19 protein-coding genes are annotated in these 19,545 nt (G+C 64.0%); 9 read left to right on the top strand and 10 right to left on the bottom strand.

Annotated features, from left to right (window positions below):
- Window positions 1–543: 543 nt before the first annotated feature.
- From serS to RBB16_RS07500, 5 genes are all read left to right on the top strand, one after another.
- A complete protein-coding gene (gene serS, locus RBB16_RS07520) occupies window positions 544–1,836 on the top strand; it encodes a serine--tRNA ligase (protein ID WP_306045574.1) in 1,293 nt (430 codons plus the stop codon).
- Window positions 1,829–2,563 (top strand): hypothetical protein, encoded by a 735-nt coding sequence (locus RBB16_RS07515; protein ID WP_306045573.1) that lies wholly within the window; start codon window positions 1,829–1,831, stop codon window positions 2,561–2,563. Before serS ends, RBB16_RS07515 begins: the two co-directional genes overlap by 8 nt.
- A gap of 75 nt (window positions 2,564–2,638) precedes the next feature.
- On the top strand, window positions 2,639–3,424 hold the full coding sequence (surE, locus tag RBB16_RS07510) for a 5'/3'-nucleotidase SurE (protein ID WP_306045572.1): 786 nt from the start codon (window positions 2,639–2,641) through the stop codon (window positions 3,422–3,424).
- Complete coding sequence (locus tag RBB16_RS07505) at window positions 3,421–4,062, top strand: protein-L-isoaspartate(D-aspartate) O-methyltransferase (RefSeq protein WP_306045571.1); 642 nt, start codon at window positions 3,421–3,423, stop codon at window positions 4,060–4,062. Before surE ends, RBB16_RS07505 begins: the two co-directional genes overlap by 4 nt.
- 129 nt (window positions 4,063–4,191) lie before the next feature.
- The gene (locus RBB16_RS07500; protein ID WP_071688433.1) at window positions 4,192–5,322 is read left to right on the top strand and encodes a peptidoglycan DD-metalloendopeptidase family protein; all 1,131 of its coding nucleotides are present in this window, start codon (window positions 4,192–4,194) and stop codon (window positions 5,320–5,322) included.
- Between the two features lie 53 nt (window positions 5,323–5,375).
- On the opposite strand, the gene RBB16_RS07495 is transcribed toward RBB16_RS07500, so the two are convergent.
- From RBB16_RS07495 to RBB16_RS07470, 6 genes are all read right to left on the bottom strand, one after another.
- Window positions 5,376–6,218 (bottom strand): ATP-binding protein, encoded by an 843-nt coding sequence (locus RBB16_RS07495; RefSeq protein ID WP_306045570.1) that lies wholly within the window; start codon window positions 6,216–6,218, stop codon window positions 5,376–5,378.
- Window positions 6,215–7,117, bottom strand: a complete 903-nt coding sequence (tatC, locus tag RBB16_RS07490) for a twin-arginine translocase subunit TatC (RefSeq protein WP_306045569.1) — start codon at window positions 7,115–7,117, stop codon at window positions 6,215–6,217. The genes RBB16_RS07495 and tatC overlap by 4 nt, the downstream gene beginning before the upstream one ends.
- Window positions 7,114–7,620: a Sec-independent protein translocase protein TatB gene (gene tatB, locus RBB16_RS07485; protein ID WP_306045568.1), complete on the bottom strand. Its 507-nt coding sequence runs from the start codon at window positions 7,618–7,620 to the stop codon at window positions 7,114–7,116. The genes tatC and tatB overlap by 4 nt, the downstream gene beginning before the upstream one ends.
- A 41-nt stretch (window positions 7,621–7,661) precedes the next feature.
- Complete coding sequence (locus RBB16_RS07480) at window positions 7,662–7,886, bottom strand: twin-arginine translocase TatA/TatE family subunit (protein ID WP_071688437.1); 225 nt, start codon at window positions 7,884–7,886, stop codon at window positions 7,662–7,664.
- 142 nt (window positions 7,887–8,028) lie between these two features.
- On the bottom strand, window positions 8,029–9,105 hold the full coding sequence (locus RBB16_RS07475; protein WP_071688476.1) for an ABC transporter ATP-binding protein: 1,077 nt from the start codon (window positions 9,103–9,105) through the stop codon (window positions 8,029–8,031).
- Window positions 9,106–9,846: 741 nt separating this feature from the next.
- Window positions 9,847–10,626 (bottom strand): SDR family oxidoreductase, encoded by a 780-nt coding sequence (locus tag RBB16_RS07470; protein ID WP_306045567.1) that lies wholly within the window; start codon window positions 10,624–10,626, stop codon window positions 9,847–9,849.
- A 127-nt stretch (window positions 10,627–10,753) separates the two neighbouring features.
- Here RBB16_RS07470 and RBB16_RS07465 point away from each other — a divergent pair, with 127 nt between their 5' ends.
- From RBB16_RS07465 to RBB16_RS07450, 4 genes are all read left to right on the top strand, one after another.
- Window positions 10,754–11,752, top strand: coding sequence for a Hint domain-containing protein (locus RBB16_RS07465; protein ID WP_306045566.1), 999 nt, complete (start codon window positions 10,754–10,756; stop codon window positions 11,750–11,752).
- Between the two features lie 175 nt (window positions 11,753–11,927).
- On the top strand, window positions 11,928–13,535 hold the full coding sequence (locus RBB16_RS07460) for a peptide chain release factor 3 (protein ID WP_306045621.1): 1,608 nt from the start codon (window positions 11,928–11,930) through the stop codon (window positions 13,533–13,535).
- A 69-nt stretch (window positions 13,536–13,604) separates the two neighbouring features.
- Entirely contained in the window at window positions 13,605–14,087 is a 483-nt protein-coding gene (locus tag RBB16_RS07455) for a hypothetical protein (RefSeq protein ID WP_306045565.1), read from the top strand.
- A gap of 157 nt (window positions 14,088–14,244) precedes the next feature.
- A complete protein-coding gene (locus tag RBB16_RS07450; protein ID WP_306045564.1) occupies window positions 14,245–15,765 on the top strand; it encodes a DEAD/DEAH box helicase in 1,521 nt (506 codons plus the stop codon).
- Window positions 15,766–15,773: 8 nt separating this feature from the next.
- Here RBB16_RS07450 and RBB16_RS07445 read toward each other — a convergent pair whose 3' ends face one another.
- From RBB16_RS07445 to RBB16_RS07430, 4 genes are all read right to left on the bottom strand, one after another.
- Window positions 15,774–16,613, bottom strand: coding sequence for a phytanoyl-CoA dioxygenase family protein (locus RBB16_RS07445; RefSeq protein WP_306045563.1), 840 nt, complete (start codon window positions 16,611–16,613; stop codon window positions 15,774–15,776).
- Window positions 16,614–16,705: 92 nt separating this feature from the next.
- Window positions 16,706–17,092: a hypothetical protein gene (locus RBB16_RS07440; protein ID WP_306045562.1), complete on the bottom strand. Its 387-nt coding sequence runs from the start codon at window positions 17,090–17,092 to the stop codon at window positions 16,706–16,708.
- A complete protein-coding gene (locus tag RBB16_RS07435; protein ID WP_306045561.1) occupies window positions 17,092–18,768 on the bottom strand; it encodes a ribonuclease J in 1,677 nt (558 codons plus the stop codon). Before RBB16_RS07435 ends, RBB16_RS07440 begins: the two co-directional genes overlap by 1 nt.
- The gene (locus RBB16_RS07430; protein ID WP_306045560.1) at window positions 18,765–19,544 is read right to left on the bottom strand and encodes a type III pantothenate kinase; all 780 of its coding nucleotides are present in this window, start codon (window positions 19,542–19,544) and stop codon (window positions 18,765–18,767) included. Before RBB16_RS07430 ends, RBB16_RS07435 begins: the two co-directional genes overlap by 4 nt.
- Window position 19,545: the final 1 nt, after the last annotated feature.

Genomic DNA, 19,545 nt, shown 5'->3' with positions numbered 1-19,545 from the left:
CGAAGCCGCCGCGCCATCGCCGACGCGCCCCCACGCGGAGGCGATTTGGCTGATGCCTGCGCGGGCGATTGAGGTCGCCCAGACTTGGCCGGGATAAAGCGCTCGGATCAGCGGTTGGATCGCCCCCGCGCGCGTCGTCGATGGCGCTTGGGGGGGGCGTCGCGCGCCATCGCGTTCGGGGGGCTTGCGCCGTGCCACTGGCGCGACCGTCCCCCCTCACCGCTCCCACGCGGAGGCGATTTGGCTGACGCCTGCGCAGACGATTGAGGTCATCCGGGCTTGGCCGGGATAAAGCGCTCCGAAGAGAGGCAGCATCGCCCCCACGCGCGTCGTCGATACCGCTCCCCCTGTCACCCCCGCGCAGGCGAGCCTCCCCCCTTTCGCGGGGCAGGACACCCCGCCCCAACCGCCGATCTGTCTGTACGGGGGGTGCACAGGGGGTGTACGGGGGGTGTACGCATGGCACCCCCCTCATTTCAGGGTTCAAACCCGCCCCGGTTTCGGGCATAGAACCTGCGAAACGCCCGCCGAAAGAGGCCCAGAATGCACGATATCCGCGCCATCCGAGACAACCCCGCCGCTTTTGATACCGCCATGGCCCGCCGTGGCCTGCCGCCGCAATCGCCCGCCATTCTGGCGATTGATGAAGAGCGCCGCGCCTGCATTTCTGCGGCGGAATCCGCGCAGGCCGAGCGCAATGCGGCCTCCAAGGATGTGGGGAAGGCCAAGGCCTCCGGCGATGAGGCGGAGTTCGAACGGCTGCGCGCCTTAGTCGCTGAAAAGAAAGACGAAATCGCGCGGCTGGAGGAGGATGCCAAATCCAAGGATGTGGCCCTGAAGGAGCTGTTGGAGGCGCTGCCGAACCTCCCCCATGAGGATGTGCCGGACGGATCGGACGAGGCCGACAATGTGGAAATCCACCGGTGGGGCACGCCCAGGGAGTTCGCGTTCGACCCCAGGGAACACTACGAGCTTGCCGCCACTCAAGACGGCATGGATTTCGAGACGGCGGCCAAGCTTTCCGGCTCGCGCTTCGTGATGCTGTCGGGCGGTGTGGCCCGCCTGCACCGGGCGCTCGCGCAATTTATGCTGGATATTCATACGGTTGAGAACGGACTGACGGAAGTGAACCCGCCCGTTCTGGTGCTGTCGGAAACCATGTATGGCACCGGCCAGCTGCCGAAATTCGGCGAAGACAGCTATCAGACCCGCGAAGGCTGGTGGCTGATCCCGACCTCCGAGGTGCCGCTCACCAATATCGTTGCCGGTCACATCGTCGAGGAAAGCCACCTGCCCCGCCGCTACACCGCGCATTCGCTCTGCTTCCGCTCGGAAGCCGGCAGCGCAGGGCGCGACACCGCCGGCATGCTGCGCCAGCACCAGTTCGAGAAGGTGGAGATGGTGTCCATCACCCATCCAGACCACTCCCGCGCGGAGCTGGACCGGATGACCGACTGCGCGCAGGGAATCCTTGAAAAACTGGGGCTTCCGTACCGTACCGTGGTGCTCTGCACCGGCGATATGGGCGCGGGCGCGCGGCGGACCCATGATATCGAGGTGTGGCTGCCCGGCCAGAACACCTATCGCGAGATCAGCTCCTGTTCCGTCTGCGGCGACTTCCAGGCACGGCGGATGAATGCCCGGTTCCGGCCCACAGGCGGCGGCAAGCCGGAATTCGTTCACACGCTGAACGGGTCCGGCGTGGCCGTGGGCCGCTGCCTCATTGCGGTGCTGGAGAACGGCCAGCAGGCGGACGGATCGGTCGATCTGCCCGAGGCGCTGCACCCCTATCTGGGCGGCAAGACCCGGCTGGCAGCGGACGGTTCGCTTGTCTGAGCCCGCGCCAAGCGACGGCGGCACGCCCCAGATGAAGGCCATTGCAGTCGTCTGCGGCGCGCTGGCCTTCGCGGCGGGGTCTGCCATGTCTTCGGGCTTTGGCGGGTTCGACCCGGCGGCTTTCCCCTATCCGGTCGAAGACCTGCCGCTCACCCCTGCGGGCTATGCGTTCTCGATCTGGGGTGTGATCTTTATCGCCCTGATCCTGAATGCTTTTTATGGGTTAGTCAAACGCGATACGGATGCAGGATGGGACGCCACGCGCTGGCCGCTTTTCGTCACCCAAGCCATTGGCGCGGCATGGATCGGGATTGCGCAGGTCTCTCCCGTCATGGCCACGGTCACGATCTGGATCATGCTTGGCGGCGCGCTGCTGGCCTTGCGCGCGGGCCTGAAAACCCCCGAGACATGGTGGATGCACGTCCCGCTGGCCCTACTGGCTGGCTGGCTGACGGCGGCGTCCTGGGTGGCACTGACGACCACTGTCGTGGGCTTCACCGCCCTAACTCCGCTGGTCGGCAGTTGGATCGGCCTTGCAGGGGCCCTGGGAACGGCGGTGGCAGTGCTACGCGTGATGCCGCAACCCGCCTATGCGGTCGCGGCCATCTGGGCTTTGGTCGGCGTGATCGTTGCCAATCTGGGCGGCTCTACGGCCTTCGTGGCGGCCACCGGCGCAGGCGTGGCCCTGCTGGTGTGGGAGGCCCTGCGGGGCATCCGGACAGCCTGAACCCCTTTGCGCCCCTTTACCGGACCTGCCCCCTCGGCTAACAGGGCGTATCGGCAGGTTTTCAAAGGCGGTTTCATGCGCATTCTCATCACCAATGACGACGGCATCAACGCCCCCGGCCTCAAGGTGATGGAGGCCATCGCGCGCGAAATCGCGGGCCCGGAGGGAGAGGTCTGGACCGTCGCGCCCGCCTTCGAACAATCGGGAGTCGGCCATTGCATCAGCTATGTGCACCCCACGATGATTTCCCGCCTCGGGGCCAACCGCTACGCGGCGGAAGGCACGCCCGCAGACTGCGTTCTGGCGGGGCTCCATGACGTGATGAAGGACAGCCGCCCCGACCTGGTGCTGTCGGGCGTCAACCGGGGCAACAATGCCGCTGAAAACGTCTTGTATTCCGGCACCATAGGCGCAGCCATGGAGGCCGCGTTGCAAGGCGTGCCCTCGGTCGCGCTCTCGCAGTATTTCGGGCCCGACAACCTGCAACTGGATGACCCGTTCGAGGCGGCGCTGCAGCACGGGGCCGCCACCATTCGCGCGCTTCTGGATCATGGGCATTGGGATGAGGAAGATTACCGCACCTTCTACAACGTCAATTTCCCGCCCGTCCCGGCCAGCCAGGTCAAGGGCCGCCGCGTGGTGCGCCAGGGCTTTCGGCGGGGCACGCATTTTTCCGCACAGCCGCACAGCGCCCCGAATGGACGCCGCTTCCTGTGGATCACGGGTGGCAGCCAGCACAACCCGACCGCGCCCGACAGCGACGCACAGGCCAATCTGGACGGCTTCATCTCGGTCACGCCGCTGCGCGCCGACCTGACGGCCCATAACGTGCTGGCCGATCTGAAGGCGCGGCTCGAATGACCTGGGATGCCGAGCAGAAGATGCAGTTCCTGTTCCACCTTCGCCAGAAGGGGGTGACGGACTCGCGCACGCTTGGCGCCATGGAGAAGGTCGATCGCGGTCTGTTCGTGAAGGGCCATTTCGAGGCGCGGGCCTATGACGATATGCCCCTGCCGATCAGTTCCGGCCAGACGATCAGCCAGCCTTCGGTTGTCGGGATGATGACGCAGGCGCTGAAAGTAGAACCGCGCGACAAGGTGTTGGAGGTCGGGACCGGGTCGGGTTATCAGGCCGCAATCCTGAGCCACCTCGCGCGCCGGGTCTACACGGTGGATCGCCACCGCCGCCTGACGCGGGACTCGGAAAAACTGTTTCATTTCATGGGCTTGAACAACATCACCGTGATCACCGGCGATGGCAGTTTTGGCCTGCCAGAACAGGCGCCCTTTGACCGGATCATCGTGACCGCCGCCGCCGAAGACCCGCCGGGGCCGCTGCTTGCACAGTTGAAGATGGGCGGCATCATGGTGCTGCCCGTCGGCCAGTCGGACGCGGTGCAAAGCCTGATCAAGGTCACCAAGACCGCGCAAGGTCTGCATTATGACGAGCTCTGCCCGGTGCGCTTCGTTCCGCTGATCGAGGGCATGGCGCAGGACTGAACGGCCTTGGGGCTGGAAACCCAAGGCGATTCGCGTGTAAAACCCTGCAAAAGCTGCGGGACAATTGCCGCGGCAAGACCCCGTTTCCAAGGGGCTTTTGAACCAGATAGAATTGAGGTTGCAGTGCCGATGACCAGATTTCCCATGCTCGCCCTGGGCCTGACCCTGCCGCTTCTGGCGGCCTGCAACACGCCGGGTGGCTTCGATTTCGATTTCCGAAACAACGGCATCAACGCCGCCGCGCCCGTCCGCGAGGCGGCCACCGCCGCGCGTCCGGAACCGGATCAGTTCGGGCTGATCACCTACCCCACCTATCAGGTGGTCGTCGCCAACCGGGGCGACAGCCTGAGCACGGTGGCCAACCGGATCGGCATGGATGCCGGCGAACTGGCGCGCTTCAATGGACGCAACGAGACCGACATCCTGCGCGATGGCGAGGTCTTGGCCCTGCCCCGCCGGATCACCCCGCCGGGGGCGTCCGCCAGCACCACCGACATCACCTCCATCGCTTCGGCGGCCATCGACCGGGCGGATGCGGATGCACCGGCGGCACCTTCTGCGCCCGTGCTGCAGGTTCAGGGCGGGGCCGAACCCGTCCGCCACCGCGTGGCGCGCGGGGAAACCGCCTATTCCGTCTCGCGGCTTTATGGCGTGTCTGTGCGGTCGCTTGCGGATTGGAACGGGCTGGGGCCGGAACTGACAGTGCGCGAGGGTCAGTTCCTGATCATCCCGATCGTGCTGGAAGAGGCATCGGACTCCCCGGACGGCAATAGCCCCGGCAATTCCACCACGCCGGTGCCGCCATCGGCGTCAGAGCCGTTGCCGGAGGCGATCTCGACCGCGGAACTGCCCGAGGCCCCGGCATTGGATGCGCCCACCCCGACGCCCGAGGAAACGGCGGCGGCCAATTCCGAACCGCAGATGCAGCGCCCGGTGCCCGGCCAGATCCTGCGCCCCTACAGCGCCCGGAACGAAGGCATCGACCTGTCTGCCTCTGCCGGAACGCCGGTTCGTGCGGCTGCGGCGGGTGAAGTCGCGGCCATCACCCGCGACACCGATCAGGTGCCAATCCTGGTGCTGCGCCACCCCGGCAACCTGCTGACGGTCTATGCCAATATCGACAATATCCGCGTGGAACGGGGCGACACGGTTTCGCGGGGCCAGACCATTGCGGATGTCGGCGAAGGCGACCCCGCCTTCCTGCATTTCGAGGTGCGGCAAGGCTTCGAGTCGGTCGATCCGACCCCCTATATCGAGTAACGAAAACGGGCACCCACTGGGTGCCCTTTTCTTTTCCGGTCAGTGGGTTGCGATCAGATCCTGACGCCCCTGCGTCCGGCCAGATCGGTGAAATACTGCCACGCCACCCGGCCCGAGCGCGCCCCGCGCGTGGCCTGCCATTCAATGGCTTCGGCGCGCAATGTGCCATCGTCGATCTCGACCCCATAGGCGTCGCAATAGCCCCGGATCATCGCCAGATAGGCGTCCTGATCGCAGGGGTGGAAGCCGAGCCAGAGTCCGAAGCGATCCGACAAAGACACCTTTTCCTCCACCGCCTCTGACGGGTTGATGGCGCTGGAGCGTTCATTCTCGATCATGTCGCGTGGCATCAGGTGGCGGCGGTTCGACGTGGCATAGAAGATCACGTTGTCGGGCCGGCCCTCGACCCCGCCATCCAGCACCGCCTTGAGCGACTTGTAGTGCTGATCGTCATGGCTGAAGCTGAGGTCATCGCAGAAGAGAATGATCCGCACAGGCGCCTTGCGCAGAATGGCCAGCAAGCGCCCGATCGACGGCAGGTCTTCGCGCTGCACCTCAACCAGTTTCAGATCCGGGAAATCCGCTTCAATCGCGCCGTGCACCGCCTTGACGAGAGAGGATTTTCCCATCCCCCGAGAGCCCCAGAGAAGGGCATTGTTGGCGGGCAGACCATCTGCGAACTGGCGGGTGTTCTCCATCAGGATATCGCGCGCCCGGTTGATGCCCAGAAGCAGTGACAGGTCCACGCGATTGACGGTCTCGACCGGGTCCAGCCGATCCGGGTCGGCGTGCCAGACAAAGGCGGTTGCGGCAGACCAGTCCGGCGCTGCAGCGGGCGCGGGGCGCAGACGTTCCAGCGCCTCGGCGATCCGCTTCAGGTCGCCGTCATCGCTCATTTCGAGCTATCCTCGGCTTCGGTTTCGGCAGAGCTGTCGGCCTCCTCCTCATCATCCACCCAAAGCCCCTCTGCCCGCAGATCCTTCTCGCGCTTGCGCTCCACCAGTTTCACCAACTGGATGGAAATCTCGTAGAGACCATAGACCACAACGAAAAGAATGAGCTGCGTGATGACATCGGGCGGCGTCACGAGTGCGGCCAGAACCAGAATGCCCACCACAGCATATTTGCGAACGTTTCCAAGCCCTTCGGCCGAGACCAACCCGGCCTTGCCCATCAGGGTCAGCAGCACTGGCAGTTGGAAACAGATGCCGAAGGCGAAGATGAACTTGAGCTCCAGGTCGAGCGATTCCTTGACCGAGCCCAGGAAGATGGTCTGCAACTCTTCGTTCGAGCCGGGTTCGACGCCGGATTCCATCCCCGTGATCAGCGAGGTCAGCGCCGGGATCACGTCGGAAAACCCGATGAAAAACCGCATCGCCAGCGGCGTCACCACGAAATGGGCGAAAGCCGCGCCTGCCAGGAACAACAGGGGCGAGGCAATCAGGAAGGGAAGAAACGCATTCTTTTCCGTCTTGTAGAGCCCCGGCGCCACGAACCGCCACATCTGGTAGGCGATGACCGGGAAGGCCAGGCCAAAGCCTACAACGACCGATACCCGGATCAGGGTGAAGAATTTTTCCTGCGGGGCGGTGAAGATCAGCCGCGGGTCTTCCCCCCGCTCCAGCAGGATCGTGCGGATCGGTTGGAACAGGAACTCCAGGATCGGTTCTGCCACGGTGAAACAGGCCACCATGGCGATCACGAAGGCCAGCACCGACCAGATCAGGCGGGTCCGAAGCTCTGCCAGATGCTCGATCAGCGGGGCGGAACTGTCTTCGATCTCGTCTTTTTTCATGTGTCGGCGGTTCCGGTGCGGGTCTCTGCCGGGGGCGGCAGGTCATCATCTGCGATGGCGGCTGCGTCCTCGGCGGCCTCGGCGGCGGCACTGGCGCGGGCGGCGGCCCGTTCCTGCGCGGCGGCAACGCGCGCCTCGGCCTCCTGGCGGCGCTGTTGCGCCAGCTTCTCGGTTTCGGTCAGGGGGCGGTCAGCCTCTGCCTCGTCATCCAGCGCGGACCCGGCGGCTTTCTTCACCGCCTCCATCCCCATCTTGCGGGGGCTGGTCACCTTGCGCAGGTCGCGGGTTATGTCGGTCGCCTTCTTGAGATCCTTGGCCATCTCGTCGAGCCCGGTCTCACTGGCGGCGGCGTTCATGGTGGTCTGGAACTCGCGTGCCATTGCACGGATGCGCCCGGTCACCTGACCGAGCGTTCTGAACATCTTGGGCAGGTCCTTGGGCCCCACGACGATCAACGCCACGATGCCCACGACCATCAGTTCCCACATGCCGATGTCAAACATGGCAGTCCCTCAACCCGACTGTGCCGACCCCAAGCCGGGGATCAGGCGTTTTCACGATCGCGTTCGGGGGTCACGTCGCGGGCCGCTTCGCCATCTTCATTGGCCGCGTTCTCGATTTCCTCGGTGCCGTCGCGGACGCCGCGCTTGAATGCGGTGATGCCTTTGCCCACTTCGCCCATGAGGCCCGCGATCTTGCCACGGCCAAACAGCACGAGGACAACAACCGCGATCAGCAGAAGGCCCGGCAGGCCAATATTGTTGAGCATGTCAGTCTCCCTTGTCCGGGGCGGTCATGACCCGCCTCCGTGAGTGTCACCGCATATACCTATGGATTCTGCGGGCCGGATCAAAGCCCCAATCTGTCACATGCAGGCAGAAAACGGCCGAAAGATGCGGCAATCGCCCGGATCACTTGGCAAAAACAAAACAACGGTCACGCCGGATCGTCAGCCAAAGCGCCATTCCGGGCTTGGGCAGGAAGACCGCGGGAACCGTTGCCTTGAGGATCTGGTTGTTGAAATCCATGCGGAATTCCACAAGGCTTTCATGCCCCATGAAGCGGGCCCGTTCGACCACGCCGCGCGCAGGTGCTCCGTCCAGGGGGGTTGGGTTCGGACCGCGTCCGCCCCGGTCGAAGTCGATCTTGACGTGTTGTGGGCGAAAGATGATCTCCACCTCGGTGCCATCGGGATGCCCGGGGGCAAGGAACTGGCCGAAAGCGGTGTCGGTCAAGGCACCCTGAACGGTGCCGGTGATCACGTTGATGTCCGAGAAAAACGCCGCTGCATCGCGGTCACACGGGGCGTTGTAGATATTATAGGGCGCGCCCTGCTGCACGATCCGCCCGCCACGCATCAGCGCGATCTGATCGGCCATCCGCATCGCCTCTTCCGGTTCATGGGTGACCAGAACGACGGCGGTGCCCTCTTCCTTCAGCAGCTCCAGCGTTTCATCGCGGATGCCGTCGCGCAGGCGGTTGTCGAGCCCCGAGAAGGGCTCATCCATCAGCATCACGCCAGGGCGCGGGGCGAGGGCGCGGGCGAGGGCCACGCGCTGCTGTTCCCCGCCCGACAGCATATGCGGGGCCTTGTCGCCGTAGCCTTTGAGATCGACGCGGGCGAGCAGTTCCTCGACCCGCTTGGCCTTGTCGGTTTTGGTGCCGGTCAGACCGAACGCGATATTCTGCGCCACGCTGAGATGCGGGAACAGCGCGAAGTCCTGAAAGATCAGCCCGACCCCCCGTGCCTCTGGCGGCAGGTGCAAAGCGCCATCCGCGAGGACACGGCCATCGACGGAAACGCTGCCAGAGCTTTGCCGCTCGATCCCGGCAATAACCCGGAGCGTTGTTGTCTTGCCGCACCCTGACGGCCCGAGCAGACACATGACTTCGCCCGGCGCCACCCGCAGCGAGACATCCCGCAAGACCGTCCGCCCCGCGAAATCACAGGACAGGTTCTGAACGGCCAGTCTGGGGGGCTGTTGCACGGGCGCAATTCCGATCAATTGTCTCGGATTTCGCAGCTATCAGCCCCGCACGCATGTTTCAAGTTCCCGTCAGGCGGGCATGTTGACGCCTTGTCCGGGAATGCGTGCTCGATCTGGATTAAGGTATTGTTTCAGCTTCCCCGCATATCATTATGGAATCCAGCACTGAATCCAGACTATGCACAGGTTTATCCACAGGAAATCAATGGATCGAAGCAGCACTCGGCCCTCTCTTTCTGCACGGGACAGCCCTACTGGCGCTTGCAGGCGGGCGAGAGCCTTTGAAAGGGTCCTATCCTTGGGATTCCGTCCAAAGAATCCCATTTATGATCAAAAATTTATTCTGATCTCAGGTCAAGAGCTGGCGAGAAGGCATAAAATCATCTCTTCCACCACAGAATATCGTGATTCTGGAATCTTTTTGCTGAGTCAGGCTTTGATTGCGCAGTTTGAGTCCGTGAATCTGGAATCCATTTTCTGACAGATTAGCCGCCAGGACACGCCTGTTTGCCCGTATCCTCGGCAAAGGCTCGTTGCTGCGTACTAATTTGAGTCAATTTCACACATACAGGTGATCCACCGAAGACAGCCAAGGGCGCCTTCAATGTGTCACCAGATTGATCTGTTCGGGAAAGACAAGCCCTCCCGTCTCGCTGAGACGAGAGAAACTTGTTCGGAGTCAGGATGTTATAGGCGGAGTCTCACGCAAGCCCCTGTCCGGAATCGACGAATTCGACGCCTCTACAGCGTCGCATTCGTCGAACCGCCGTCCAGAAGGATGTTCTGACCGACCATATAGCCCGCGTATTGAGAGCACAGGAATGCACAGGTCGCCCCGAACTCCTCTGCCGTGCCATAGCGCCCGGCCGGGATCGTCGCGGCGCGGCGGTCCATGGCCTCTTCCAGCGTGATGCCATCCTGTGCGGCGGCGGCCGTATCGAGCGAAACGGCCCGGTCGGTCGCATGGATGCCCGGCAGAAGGTTGTTGATGATCACGCCTTTTCCGGCCACCTGCCGGGACGTCCCCGCAACATAGCCGGTCAGCCCGGCGCGGGCCGAGTTCGACAGGCCCAGAACCGCGATCGGAGCCTTCACGGATTGCGAGGTGATGTTCACCACCCTGCCCCATCCGCGCGCCATCATCCCCGGCATCAGCGCCTTCATCAGGGCAATCGGGGTCAGCATGTTTGCGTCGAGCGCCTTGATGAAATCCTCACGCTCCCAGTCCTGCCAGCTGCCCGGCGGCGGACCGCCCGCGTTGTTGACGAGGATATCGACGTCACCGGCGGCTGCCAGCACCTTGGCGCGGCCCTCTTCGGTGGTGATGTCAGCGGCGATGGCCATCACCTCCACCCCGTGGGCAGCGCGAAGATCCTCTGCCGCCTTTTCCAGCGCTTCGGCCCCGCGCGCGTTCATCACCAGGTTGACGCCATTGGCCGCCAGCATCTCGGCACAGCCACGCCCAAGCCCCTTGGACGAGGCGCAGACCAATGCGCGCTTGCCAGAAATTCCCAGATCCATGATCCTTTTCCCCGTCATTCATGTTTCGTTAACCAGTGCCTTACCATGCTGATATCGGCCCTGCCACCTTCTGACCGCTTGACGGTTCGCCCTGCTCGGGACTAGCCAAGGCGCAAAGGAATTCGTGATGTCCCGTCGTACCGCCCAGTTCAGCTTTCCCACCTATACCGCCAGCGACCTGATCGTGCATTGGGGGGCCAATGAGGGCGATCCGATCGGTGGTCTGCAGGACGTCGTGGCCGGCGACAGCTACCGCCTGTCCCGTGACGCGCAGCCGCGGGCTCTGGCGATCTGGGATGGGCCGGAGGGCACCGAAGTGGCGGACGGCTCCGGCGTCGGGCAACCGGGCGACAAGGTTCTGCTGGAGGTCTGCCACAGCATGATGGCCCCCGAAGGCACCTTCGTGGAACTGCTGATCCTGACCGTGACGGGCGACGAAGACACCGCCCGCCATTTCCTGCCACTGGCCCCGATGACCCCGCGCGGGGAATACGAGCTTGTCGCATCAGAACCCGCATTGGCCGCGCAGCGGCTGGCCGATATCGCCAGCGTCAGCTTCATCGCGGGGACGCGGTTGACGATGGCCAACGGGCGGCAGGTGCCGGTGGAGGAGTTGCAGGCGGGCGACCGATTGCTGACCCGAGATCACGGACCGCAGGAAGTACGCTGGATCGGCCAACAGGTGCAGCGGGCCACCGGTGCCCTGGCCCCGATCCGAATCCGCGAAGGCACGCTCAACACCGCCAATGACCTGCGGCTCTTTCCGCATCACCGGTTGTTCATCTGGCAGCGCAGCGACGAGCTTGGGACGGGGCGGGCCGAGGTGCTGGTCAAGGCCGCGCATCTGGTCAATGGCGACACGGTGCGGCGCGAGGAAGGGGGCTTCATCGAAAGCTACCAGATCCTCTTTGGCGCGCATGAGATCATCTATGCCGAGGGTGTCGCGGTCGAAAGCCTGCTGGTCACCCCCCAGACCCGCGCCGCCCTGCCCGACGATGTAGAGATTGAACAGACCGATGCCGACCGCCTGCTGGCCGCCGATATCGAGGTCGATGACAAGGCCCTGACAGAGGCCGGGGACCCCGCCGAACGCCTGACCCGGGCCAGTCGCGGACAGACGGATTAGGCGGCTCCGGTCGTACTATGCCTTCGTCGCGTGGCGCGGCCTGTGGGTGGGCATGGCCCCGGCATCTCGACCACCTGCCAAGGACCGGTGATAACGACGGACAACGCCCGAGGGCATTCTGCCCGAGACCCGGATTTCCTTGCCAATCCGCATGGCTGCGCCTATACGCGCGGCCATGCTGGACACGCCCACGAACCGCCCCGACCTGCCGCCCGAAATCGCCCGCCGCCGGACCTTTGCGATCATCTCGCATCCCGACGCGGGCAAGACGACGCTGACGGAAAAATTCCTCCTCTACGGGGGCGCCATCCAGATGGCCGGACAGGTGCGTGCAAAGGGCGAGGCGCGGCGCACGCGCTCGGACTTCATGCAGATGGAAAAGGACCGGGGCATTTCGGTTTCGGCCTCGGCCATGTCCTTCGATTACGGCAAATACCGCTTCAACCTCGTGGACACGCCGGGGCATAGCGACTTTTCCGAGGATACCTACCGGACGCTCACCGCCGTTGACGCCGCGATCATGGTGATCGACGGGGCCAAGGGCGTGGAAAGCCAGACGCAGAAACTGTTCGAGGTCTGCCGGTTGCGCGACCTGCCGATCCTGACCTTCTGCAACAAGATGGACCGTGAAAGCCGCGACGTCTTTGATATCATTGACGAGATCCAGGAAAATCTGGCGATCGACGTGACCCCCGCAAGCTGGCCGATTGGCATGGGCCGCGATTTCCTCGGCTGCTATGACCTGCTGCGTGACCGGCTGGAACTGATGGACCGCGCCGACCGCAACAAGGTGGCGGAGTCGATCAAGATCGAGGGGCTGGACGATCCGGCACTGGAAGAACATATCCCTGCCGACCTGCTGGAAAAGCTGCGCGAAGAGGTGGAAATGGCGCGCGAGCTGCTGCCGCCGCTCGACAAGCAGAGCTTCCTCGAAGGGCACCTGACGCCGATCTGGTTCGGCTCGGCCATTAACAGCTTCGGCGTCAAGGAACTGATGGACGGCATCGCAGGCTACGGCCCCGAACCGCAGGTCCAGACCGCCACCCCGCGCGAGGTCGCGCCGGAGGAAAAGAAGGTCACCGGTTTCGTCTTCAAGGTGCAGGCCAATATGGACCCCAAGCACCGCGACCGGGTGGCCTTCGTGCGGCTGGCCTCTGGCCATTTCCAACGCGGCATGAAGATGACCCATGTGCGTTCCAAGAAACCGATGGCCATTTCCAGCCCGGTACTGTTCCTGGCAAGCGACCGTGAACTGGCGGAGGAGGCCTGGGCGGGCGACATCATCGGCATCCCGAACCACGGGCAATTGCGAATCGGCGATGCGCTGACCGAGGGCGAGGCCCTGCGCTTCACCGGCATCCCCTCCTTCGCGCCGGAACTGTTGCAGACCTGCCGTGCGGGCGACCCGCTGAAGGCCAAGCATCTGGACAAGGCGCTGATGCAGTTTGCCGAGGAAGGCGCGGCCAAGATCTTCAAGCCCACTTTCGGCTCTGGCTTTATCGTGGGCGTCGTCGGCGCGCTGCAATTCGAGGTTCTGGCCAGCCGGATCGAGCTGGAATACGGCCTGCCGGTACGGTTCGAACCCTCTCAGTTCACCTCGGCCCGGTGGGTTCAGGGCGAGCGTCTGGCGGTGGAGAAATTCGCCGCCGCCAACAAGCAGCACATGGCCACAGACAATGACGGCGACCCGGTTTTCCTGACCCGCCTGCAATGGGATATCGACCGCGTGGGCCGGGATTACCCGGATGTGAAGCTGACGGCGACGAAGGAAATGATGGTCTGACCGGGGTGAAGAGTAACCGCTAAACCCCTGTTAATCTTCTGTTTACCTTTTGATGCGCATCTTGGCCGGATGTACCGGTATCTAGTGATTTGCGTGGGCCTCGCCGCCTGCGTAACTGCGGGCGGCGAGTTCGCGTCACCAGTCACGGGGATTACCGGTACATACTCCCATCAGGTCGTGATTTCGGACCATCCGCACCATGTGCTCTATGGTCATGTGGTGGTGCTGACGGGTGACGACGCTGCGCCGGTCCGGGCATTGGTGATCAGCCACAGGCGCGACGGGGTGCACCGGTTGCGCATCTCCGGGGCGTATCACTCGGGCCGCGAACTGCCCTTTCGGCGGCTCGATCACCGGCTCGGCTGCACGCACGGGCATTGCCGAAACGACGCGCTCGGCTTCATCGCGCTTGGCCCCGGTATGATCGAACGTGCCACGCGCGAAGGGTTCAGCGCCCATCTGCTCGGCCCCTATGGCCGCATCGGGATTCACGCCCCGGCCGCGTTGTTCCGCTATATGACGACCCGTTCGCAACAACCGGACACGCCATAACCCCGCAAATCGGCTTGGATTTGACCATTTCCGCGTTTTGTTTTATGTGCATTCGCAGCATCGCGACACGCGCGATGTCCGAACCGCGGAGCGCGATGTGGCAGATGCGCTCCATCTCACATGACGCGGGCAAATGACCCCGCCAGACTGGACGCATATGACGAAATTTTCCGATCTCAGCCTTAACCCCAAGGTTCTGAAAGCCGTTGAAGAAGCCGGCTACGAAACGCCCACCCCGATCCAGGCGGGCGCCATCCCCCCAGCCCTGGAAGGACGCGACGTCCTTGGCATCGCGCAGACCGGCACCGGCAAGACCGCCAGCTTTACCCTGCCGATGATCACCGCGCTGGCCCGTGGCCGCGCCCGTGCCCGGATGCCGCGCAGCCTGGTGCTGTGCCCGACGCGCGAACTTGCCGCGCAGGTGGCAGAGAACTTCGACATCTACGCCAAATACGTGAAACTGACCAAGGCGCTGCTGATCGGCGGGGTCAGCTTCAAGGAACAGGAGGCGCTGATCGACAAAGGCGTCGATGTTCTCATCGCCACGCCGGGCCGCCTGCTCGACCATTTCGAGCGCGGCAAGCTGATCCTGAACGACGTGAAGATCATGGTCGTGGACGAGGCCGACCGGATGCTCGACATGGGTTTCATCCCCGATATCGAGCGGATTTTCGGCCTGACCCCCTTTACGCGGCAAACGCTGTTCTTTTCGGCCACCATGGCGCCGGAGATCGAGCGGATCACCAACACCTTCCTGTCGAACCCCGCCAAGATCGAAGTCGCGCGGCAGTCGACGACATCGGACACGATCACCCAGAAGCTGGTGGAATTCAAACCTACCCGCCGCGACCAGACCGCCAAGCAGAAACGCGAAATGCTGCGCGCGCTGATCAAGGAAGAAGGCGAAGGCTGCACCAACGCGATCATCTTCTGCAACCGCAAGGTGGACGTGGATATCGTCGCCAAGTCGCTGAAGAAGCACGGGCTGAACGCCGAACCGATCCACGGCGATCTCGACCAGTCGCACCGCATGCGCACGCTGGACGGGTTCCGGGATGGGTCGATCAAGTATCTCGTGGCCTCGGATGTGGCCGCGCGCGGGCTCGACATTCCGAACGTGAGCCATGTGTTCAACTACGACGTGCCCGGCCATGCCGAGGATTACGTGCACCGTATCGGGCGCACCGGCCGCGCAGGCCGCAAGGGCACCGCGATCATGATTGCCGTGCCGGCGGATGACAAACTGCTGGCCGCCATCGAATCGCTGACCGAGTCGACGATTCCGCGCGCCGAGGCACCGTGGCAACCAAGCGCATCCTCCGCCCGGCGGGATGCGGCCGACGCCAAACCCGACGAAGAAAAGCCCGCCCGGCGTAGCCGGTCGCGGTCCCGGAAATCCGAAGACGCCAGCGCCGAAGAAGCCCCCGTTCAGGCCGAACCCCGCAAGCCGGAAGCGCGCAAGTCCGAGCCACGCGGCAAATCCGGCGGCGGGCGTCGCGGTGACCGCAGCGACAGGGGCGGCAAACAGGTGGTCGGCATGGGCGATCACATGCCAAGCTTCATCGCGCTGAGCTTCGCGGAACGCCGCGGCGAGGCTGCAGAGCCCGCAGAGGCCCCGCAGGAGGCGGAAACCTATGCCGAAGCCAGCGACAACGGCGACAGCGAAAACGCCGCCTGAGGCCCCCTTCAGTCGATCAGCGTATCCCCTCGCTGGCCTGCCCGTTCGTGATGGATGGGCAGCGTGCGGCCGTATAGCTGGCGGGTGCGTTCCGGCGCGCCCACCATGTCGGGCTGATCCACGTAAGAGAATATGGCGACATAGCGCGGTCGGGGGCCTTTCAGCGGCGCGACCCGGTGCAGGGAATAGCGCCCCTTGAACAGCTGCAGGTCACCGGGTTCGAGGTTGAGCACCGTCACCCGGTCTGACGTGCCGTTCAGCACGCGGGACACCTCGTCGAAATTCTCGTCCGTCTCGCGGATCATCGGGGCATATTCAAAGGCCCCGCCCCCTTCCGCATTCTGAATGGCCAGCGTCACGGTGAAATTGTTGGTGTCGAAATGCCAGGGGAATCCATTGCCCTCGCCCGCCGCGTTCACGATCACATCGGCCAGCGGGTCGGCATAGCGGTAGAACCGGGTTTCCTGCAGGCAGTCGCGGATGAAATCGTCAAACCCCGCGCTGTCATGGATGGTGCGCAGCGGACCGGACTTGGCAAAATTATCCGCCGGAATGAAGGCGTTGGAGCGGTCAAAGAACTGCCGGCGCGGGTCATCCTCGGGCAGGCTCGGGTCATCGGCGGTGAAATAGGCATTGGTGCGGTTGTAGCTGCGGTGGCCCTTGTCGGCGACGCTGTCGGCCTCCGCCGCCAGGGCCGCAACGCCTGCCGGCGTCAGGAATCCCTTGATGACCGCGCAGCCGTCTTGCGCCAGATCGGCGCGCACCTTGGCCAGCACCGCATCTCGGGCCGGGCCATGCTCGTGGATCGGATAGCGTTCCCGGTCGATCAGATCATCTGCAGTCCACATGGCGTCCTCCCATAGCCGTTTCGGTCAGGAAACGCCGGGGACAGCCCGCAGTCTAACCCTTTTCCGACCGGCAGAAGGTCGCGTTCCCGCCTTCAGGGCGCGTGAAAGCTGTGGTCGGAAGCCTGTGCGATGGCATTGTCGAAATCCGGCACCTCCGCGCGCAGATCGGTGCAAAGACGGCCAAGATCCTCGGCCCCGAGAATACGGGGCAGGATGGCCGCCGCGATGTCCGGCGCGAGGCTTTGTCCCACGCGGGGGCCAAGCGATTGCAGCCGTGCGTGTAGCGCGCCAAAGATGATCCAGGCGCGCGCCGGGTCGGCACGCAGGGCAGCGACGTGGGGTTCGGTCAGCGGCAGGCGGATGGAAAACTCCGCATGGCCGCTGGCCACCGGCAGGCTCAGCCAGCTGTTTCCGTTTTCATGCAGCATGGCGGGGGCCCACCCGGACAGGCCGGGAAGGTGTTCCACCCGAAGGGCCATCAGCCCGCCATCAGGCGCGAGATGATGGTCGTGACCTCTGGCTTGCGGCCAATCTCGGACACGCAAACCTGCCGGACGACGCGCTTGACCTCGTCTTGCAGCTTATCGTCATGCATGACCATTTTGTGGGTCAGGCGCGGGAACATCTCGGCCAGTTGGTCCTCGATCATCTCCGACAGGCTCTGATTGCCCACCATCTCTGGCAGGCCCCGCAATTCGACCCAGCAATCTTCCAGTGGCTCGTCTTCCTCGTCGATGATCAGCGCCACGATCACAAGACCATTGAGCGCCAGTTTCATCCGGTCGCGCACCACGCCATCAAGCGCCCCGATCACGCGGGAGCCATCGAGATAGGCCCGCGTCACGTCCACATGTTCGACGATGCCCGGCTTGTTGCCCGACAGCTCCACCATGGAGCCATTGGGCGCCAGAACCGGGGTCATGCCGCCCGCCGCCCCCACCTTGCAGTGTTCCCGCAGGTGGCGGTGTTCGCCGTGATTGGGGACCAGGATCTGCGGCTTCAACAGCCCGTGCATCCGTTCAAGATCGGGGCGATTGGCATGGCCCGAGACGTGGTAGAACCCGGATTGTTCATCGACGATGTCGACACCGATTTCCGACAACGCATTCTGGATGCGTCCCACGGACACCTCGTTGCCCGGAATGGTCTTGGAGGAGAAGAGGAACGTATCGCCCTCTTTCAACTCATGACCCAGATACTTGCCGCGAGACAGCGCCGCCGAGGCCGCACGCCGTTCGCCCTGGCTGCCGGTCACGATCAGCATCAGGTTTTCGCGTGGCACCTGCGTGGCTTCTTCGGGGCTGATGGTCGAGGGGAAGTCGGTCAGCACGCCGGTTTCCACCGCAACCGTTACCATCCGCTTCATCGCCCGGCCCATCAGGCACACGGAGCGGCCGGCAGCGCGGCCCGCCTCGGCCAGCGTCTTCACCCGTGCGATGTTGGAGGCGAAGGTGGTCGCCACGACCATGCCGCGCGCCTCTGCCACCAGCTTGGTGATCGGTTCCGGCAAATCGCTTTCGCTGCGGCCCGCATGGCGCGAGAACACATTGGTGGAATCGCAGATCAGCGCCCGGATGCCGGTCTTGCCGATCGCCTCCCACATCGCAGGATCAAACGGCTCCCCCACGCGCGGATCGGGGTCGATCTTGAAGTCGCCGGAATGCACGACACGGCCCTCGGGGCTGTCGATGACAAGCGCCGACGCCTCGGGGATGGAATGCGAGGTCGGCGCGAAACCCACGGTGAAGGGACCGGCAGTCACCGTCTCCGGCCAGACCGGTGCAACCTGCACCATGGCCGGATCCTGCCCCGCCTCTTCCATCTTGCGGGTGGCGATGGCGGCGGTGAAGGGCCGGGCAAAGACCGGCACCTTGCGGAAATGGCGGTAGAGATGGCCAAGCGCGCCGACATGGTCTTCATGCGCGTGGGTGATGAAAATGCCGTCCAGACGGTCCGCGCGCTCCGCGATCCAGGCGATGTCGGGCAGGATCAGGTCTACGCCAGGGGTGCCATCCATATCGGGGAAGCTCACGCCCACATCGACGAGGATGAACCGCTCATCCCCCTGAGGCCCATAGCCATAGAGGTAGCAATTCATCCCGATCTCCCCCGCGCCGCCGAGGGGAAGGTAGATCAGTCGAGGGGAGGAGGTCATATCTGCCCGTTATCCTTGTTGTATTTGTGGATCACGGTCAGCCCGTGGATCGTCAGGTCGTCTTCGATCAGGTCAAATAGCACATCCCCCTGCGAGAACAATGGCGCAAGCCCGCCGGTGCCAATGATCCGCATGGGTTTCTCGTATTCCGTGCAGATCCGGTCACAGATCCCGCGCACAAGGCCGACATAGCCCCAGAAGATGCCCGACTGCATACAGGCCACGGTATTGGTGCCAATGACGTTTTGCGGCTTGGTTACGTCCACATGGGGCAGCGCGGCGGCGGCGTGGTGCAGGGCCTCCAGGCTCAGGTTCACGCCCGGCGCAATGACGCCCCCCACATAGGCCCCGTCGCTGGCCACCACGTCAAAGGTGGTGGCGGTGCCGAAATCGACGACGATCAAATCGCCCCCATGCCGGTCGAAGGCCGCAGCGGCATTGACCAGCCTGTCGGGTCCCACCTGCGTGCCCGCATCGACGCGGGGCGGGTTGGGCAGCAGGCAATCGGGCTTGCCCACCACCAGCGGACGACAGTCGAAATAGCGGTCACAGAGAACGCGCAGGTTGAACACCACGCGCGGCACGGTGGAGGAAATGATGCAATCGGTGATCGTCACATCAAGTTTCTTGTGCGCCATCAGCGTCGACAGCCAGACGAAATACTGATCCGCCGTGCGCTGATGTTCGGTCGTGGTGCGGAAGGTGGCCAGCATCTGCCGCCCGTCCCAGATGGAAAAAACGGTGTTGGTGTTGCCGGTGTCGATGGCCAGAAGCATG

The organism is Nioella sp. MMSF_3534 (assembly GCF_030732985.1).
Taxonomy (GTDB): domain Bacteria; phylum Pseudomonadota; class Alphaproteobacteria; order Rhodobacterales; family Rhodobacteraceae; genus Nioella.
The sequence above is the reverse complement of the archived record's forward strand: the minus strand, read 5'-3'. Positions and strand labels throughout refer to the sequence as shown.

Coding starts and splice junctions, on each gene's coding strand:
- serS (WP_306045574.1), top strand. CDS start 544: ATGCACGATATCCGCGCCATCCGAGACAACCCCGCCGCTTTTGATACC.
- surE (WP_306045572.1), top strand. CDS start 2,639: ATGCGCATTCTCATCACCAATGACGACGGCATCAACGCCCCCGGCCTC.
- RBB16_RS07505 (WP_306045571.1), top strand. CDS start 3,421: ATGACCTGGGATGCCGAGCAGAAGATGCAGTTCCTGTTCCACCTTCGC.
- RBB16_RS07500 (WP_071688433.1), top strand. CDS start 4,192: ATGACCAGATTTCCCATGCTCGCCCTGGGCCTGACCCTGCCGCTTCTG.
- RBB16_RS07495 (WP_306045570.1), bottom strand. CDS start 6,218: ATGAGCGATGACGGCGACCTGAAGCGGATCGCCGAGGCGCTGGAACGT.
- tatC (WP_306045569.1), bottom strand. CDS start 7,117: ATGAAAAAAGACGAGATCGAAGACAGTTCCGCCCCGCTGATCGAGCAT.
- tatB (WP_306045568.1), bottom strand. CDS start 7,620: ATGTTTGACATCGGCATGTGGGAACTGATGGTCGTGGGCATCGTGGCG.
- RBB16_RS07480 (WP_071688437.1), bottom strand. CDS start 7,886: ATGCTCAACAATATTGGCCTGCCGGGCCTTCTGCTGATCGCGGTTGTT.
- RBB16_RS07470 (WP_306045567.1), bottom strand. CDS start 10,626: ATGGATCTGGGAATTTCTGGCAAGCGCGCATTGGTCTGCGCCTCGTCC.
- RBB16_RS07465 (WP_306045566.1), top strand. CDS start 10,754: ATGTCCCGTCGTACCGCCCAGTTCAGCTTTCCCACCTATACCGCCAGC.
- RBB16_RS07460 (WP_306045621.1), top strand. CDS start 11,928: ATGCTGGACACGCCCACGAACCGCCCCGACCTGCCGCCCGAAATCGCC.
- RBB16_RS07455 (WP_306045565.1), top strand. CDS start 13,605: ATGTACCGGTATCTAGTGATTTGCGTGGGCCTCGCCGCCTGCGTAACT.
- RBB16_RS07450 (WP_306045564.1), top strand. CDS start 14,245: ATGACGAAATTTTCCGATCTCAGCCTTAACCCCAAGGTTCTGAAAGCC.
- RBB16_RS07445 (WP_306045563.1), bottom strand. CDS start 16,613: ATGTGGACTGCAGATGATCTGATCGACCGGGAACGCTATCCGATCCAC.
- RBB16_RS07440 (WP_306045562.1), bottom strand. CDS start 17,092: ATGGCCCTTCGGGTGGAACACCTTCCCGGCCTGTCCGGGTGGGCCCCC.
- RBB16_RS07435 (WP_306045561.1), bottom strand. CDS start 18,768: ATGACCTCCTCCCCTCGACTGATCTACCTTCCCCTCGGCGGCGCGGGG.
- RBB16_RS07430 (WP_306045560.1), bottom strand. CDS start 19,544: ATGCTTCTGGCCATCGACACCGGCAACACCAACACCGTTTTTTCCATC.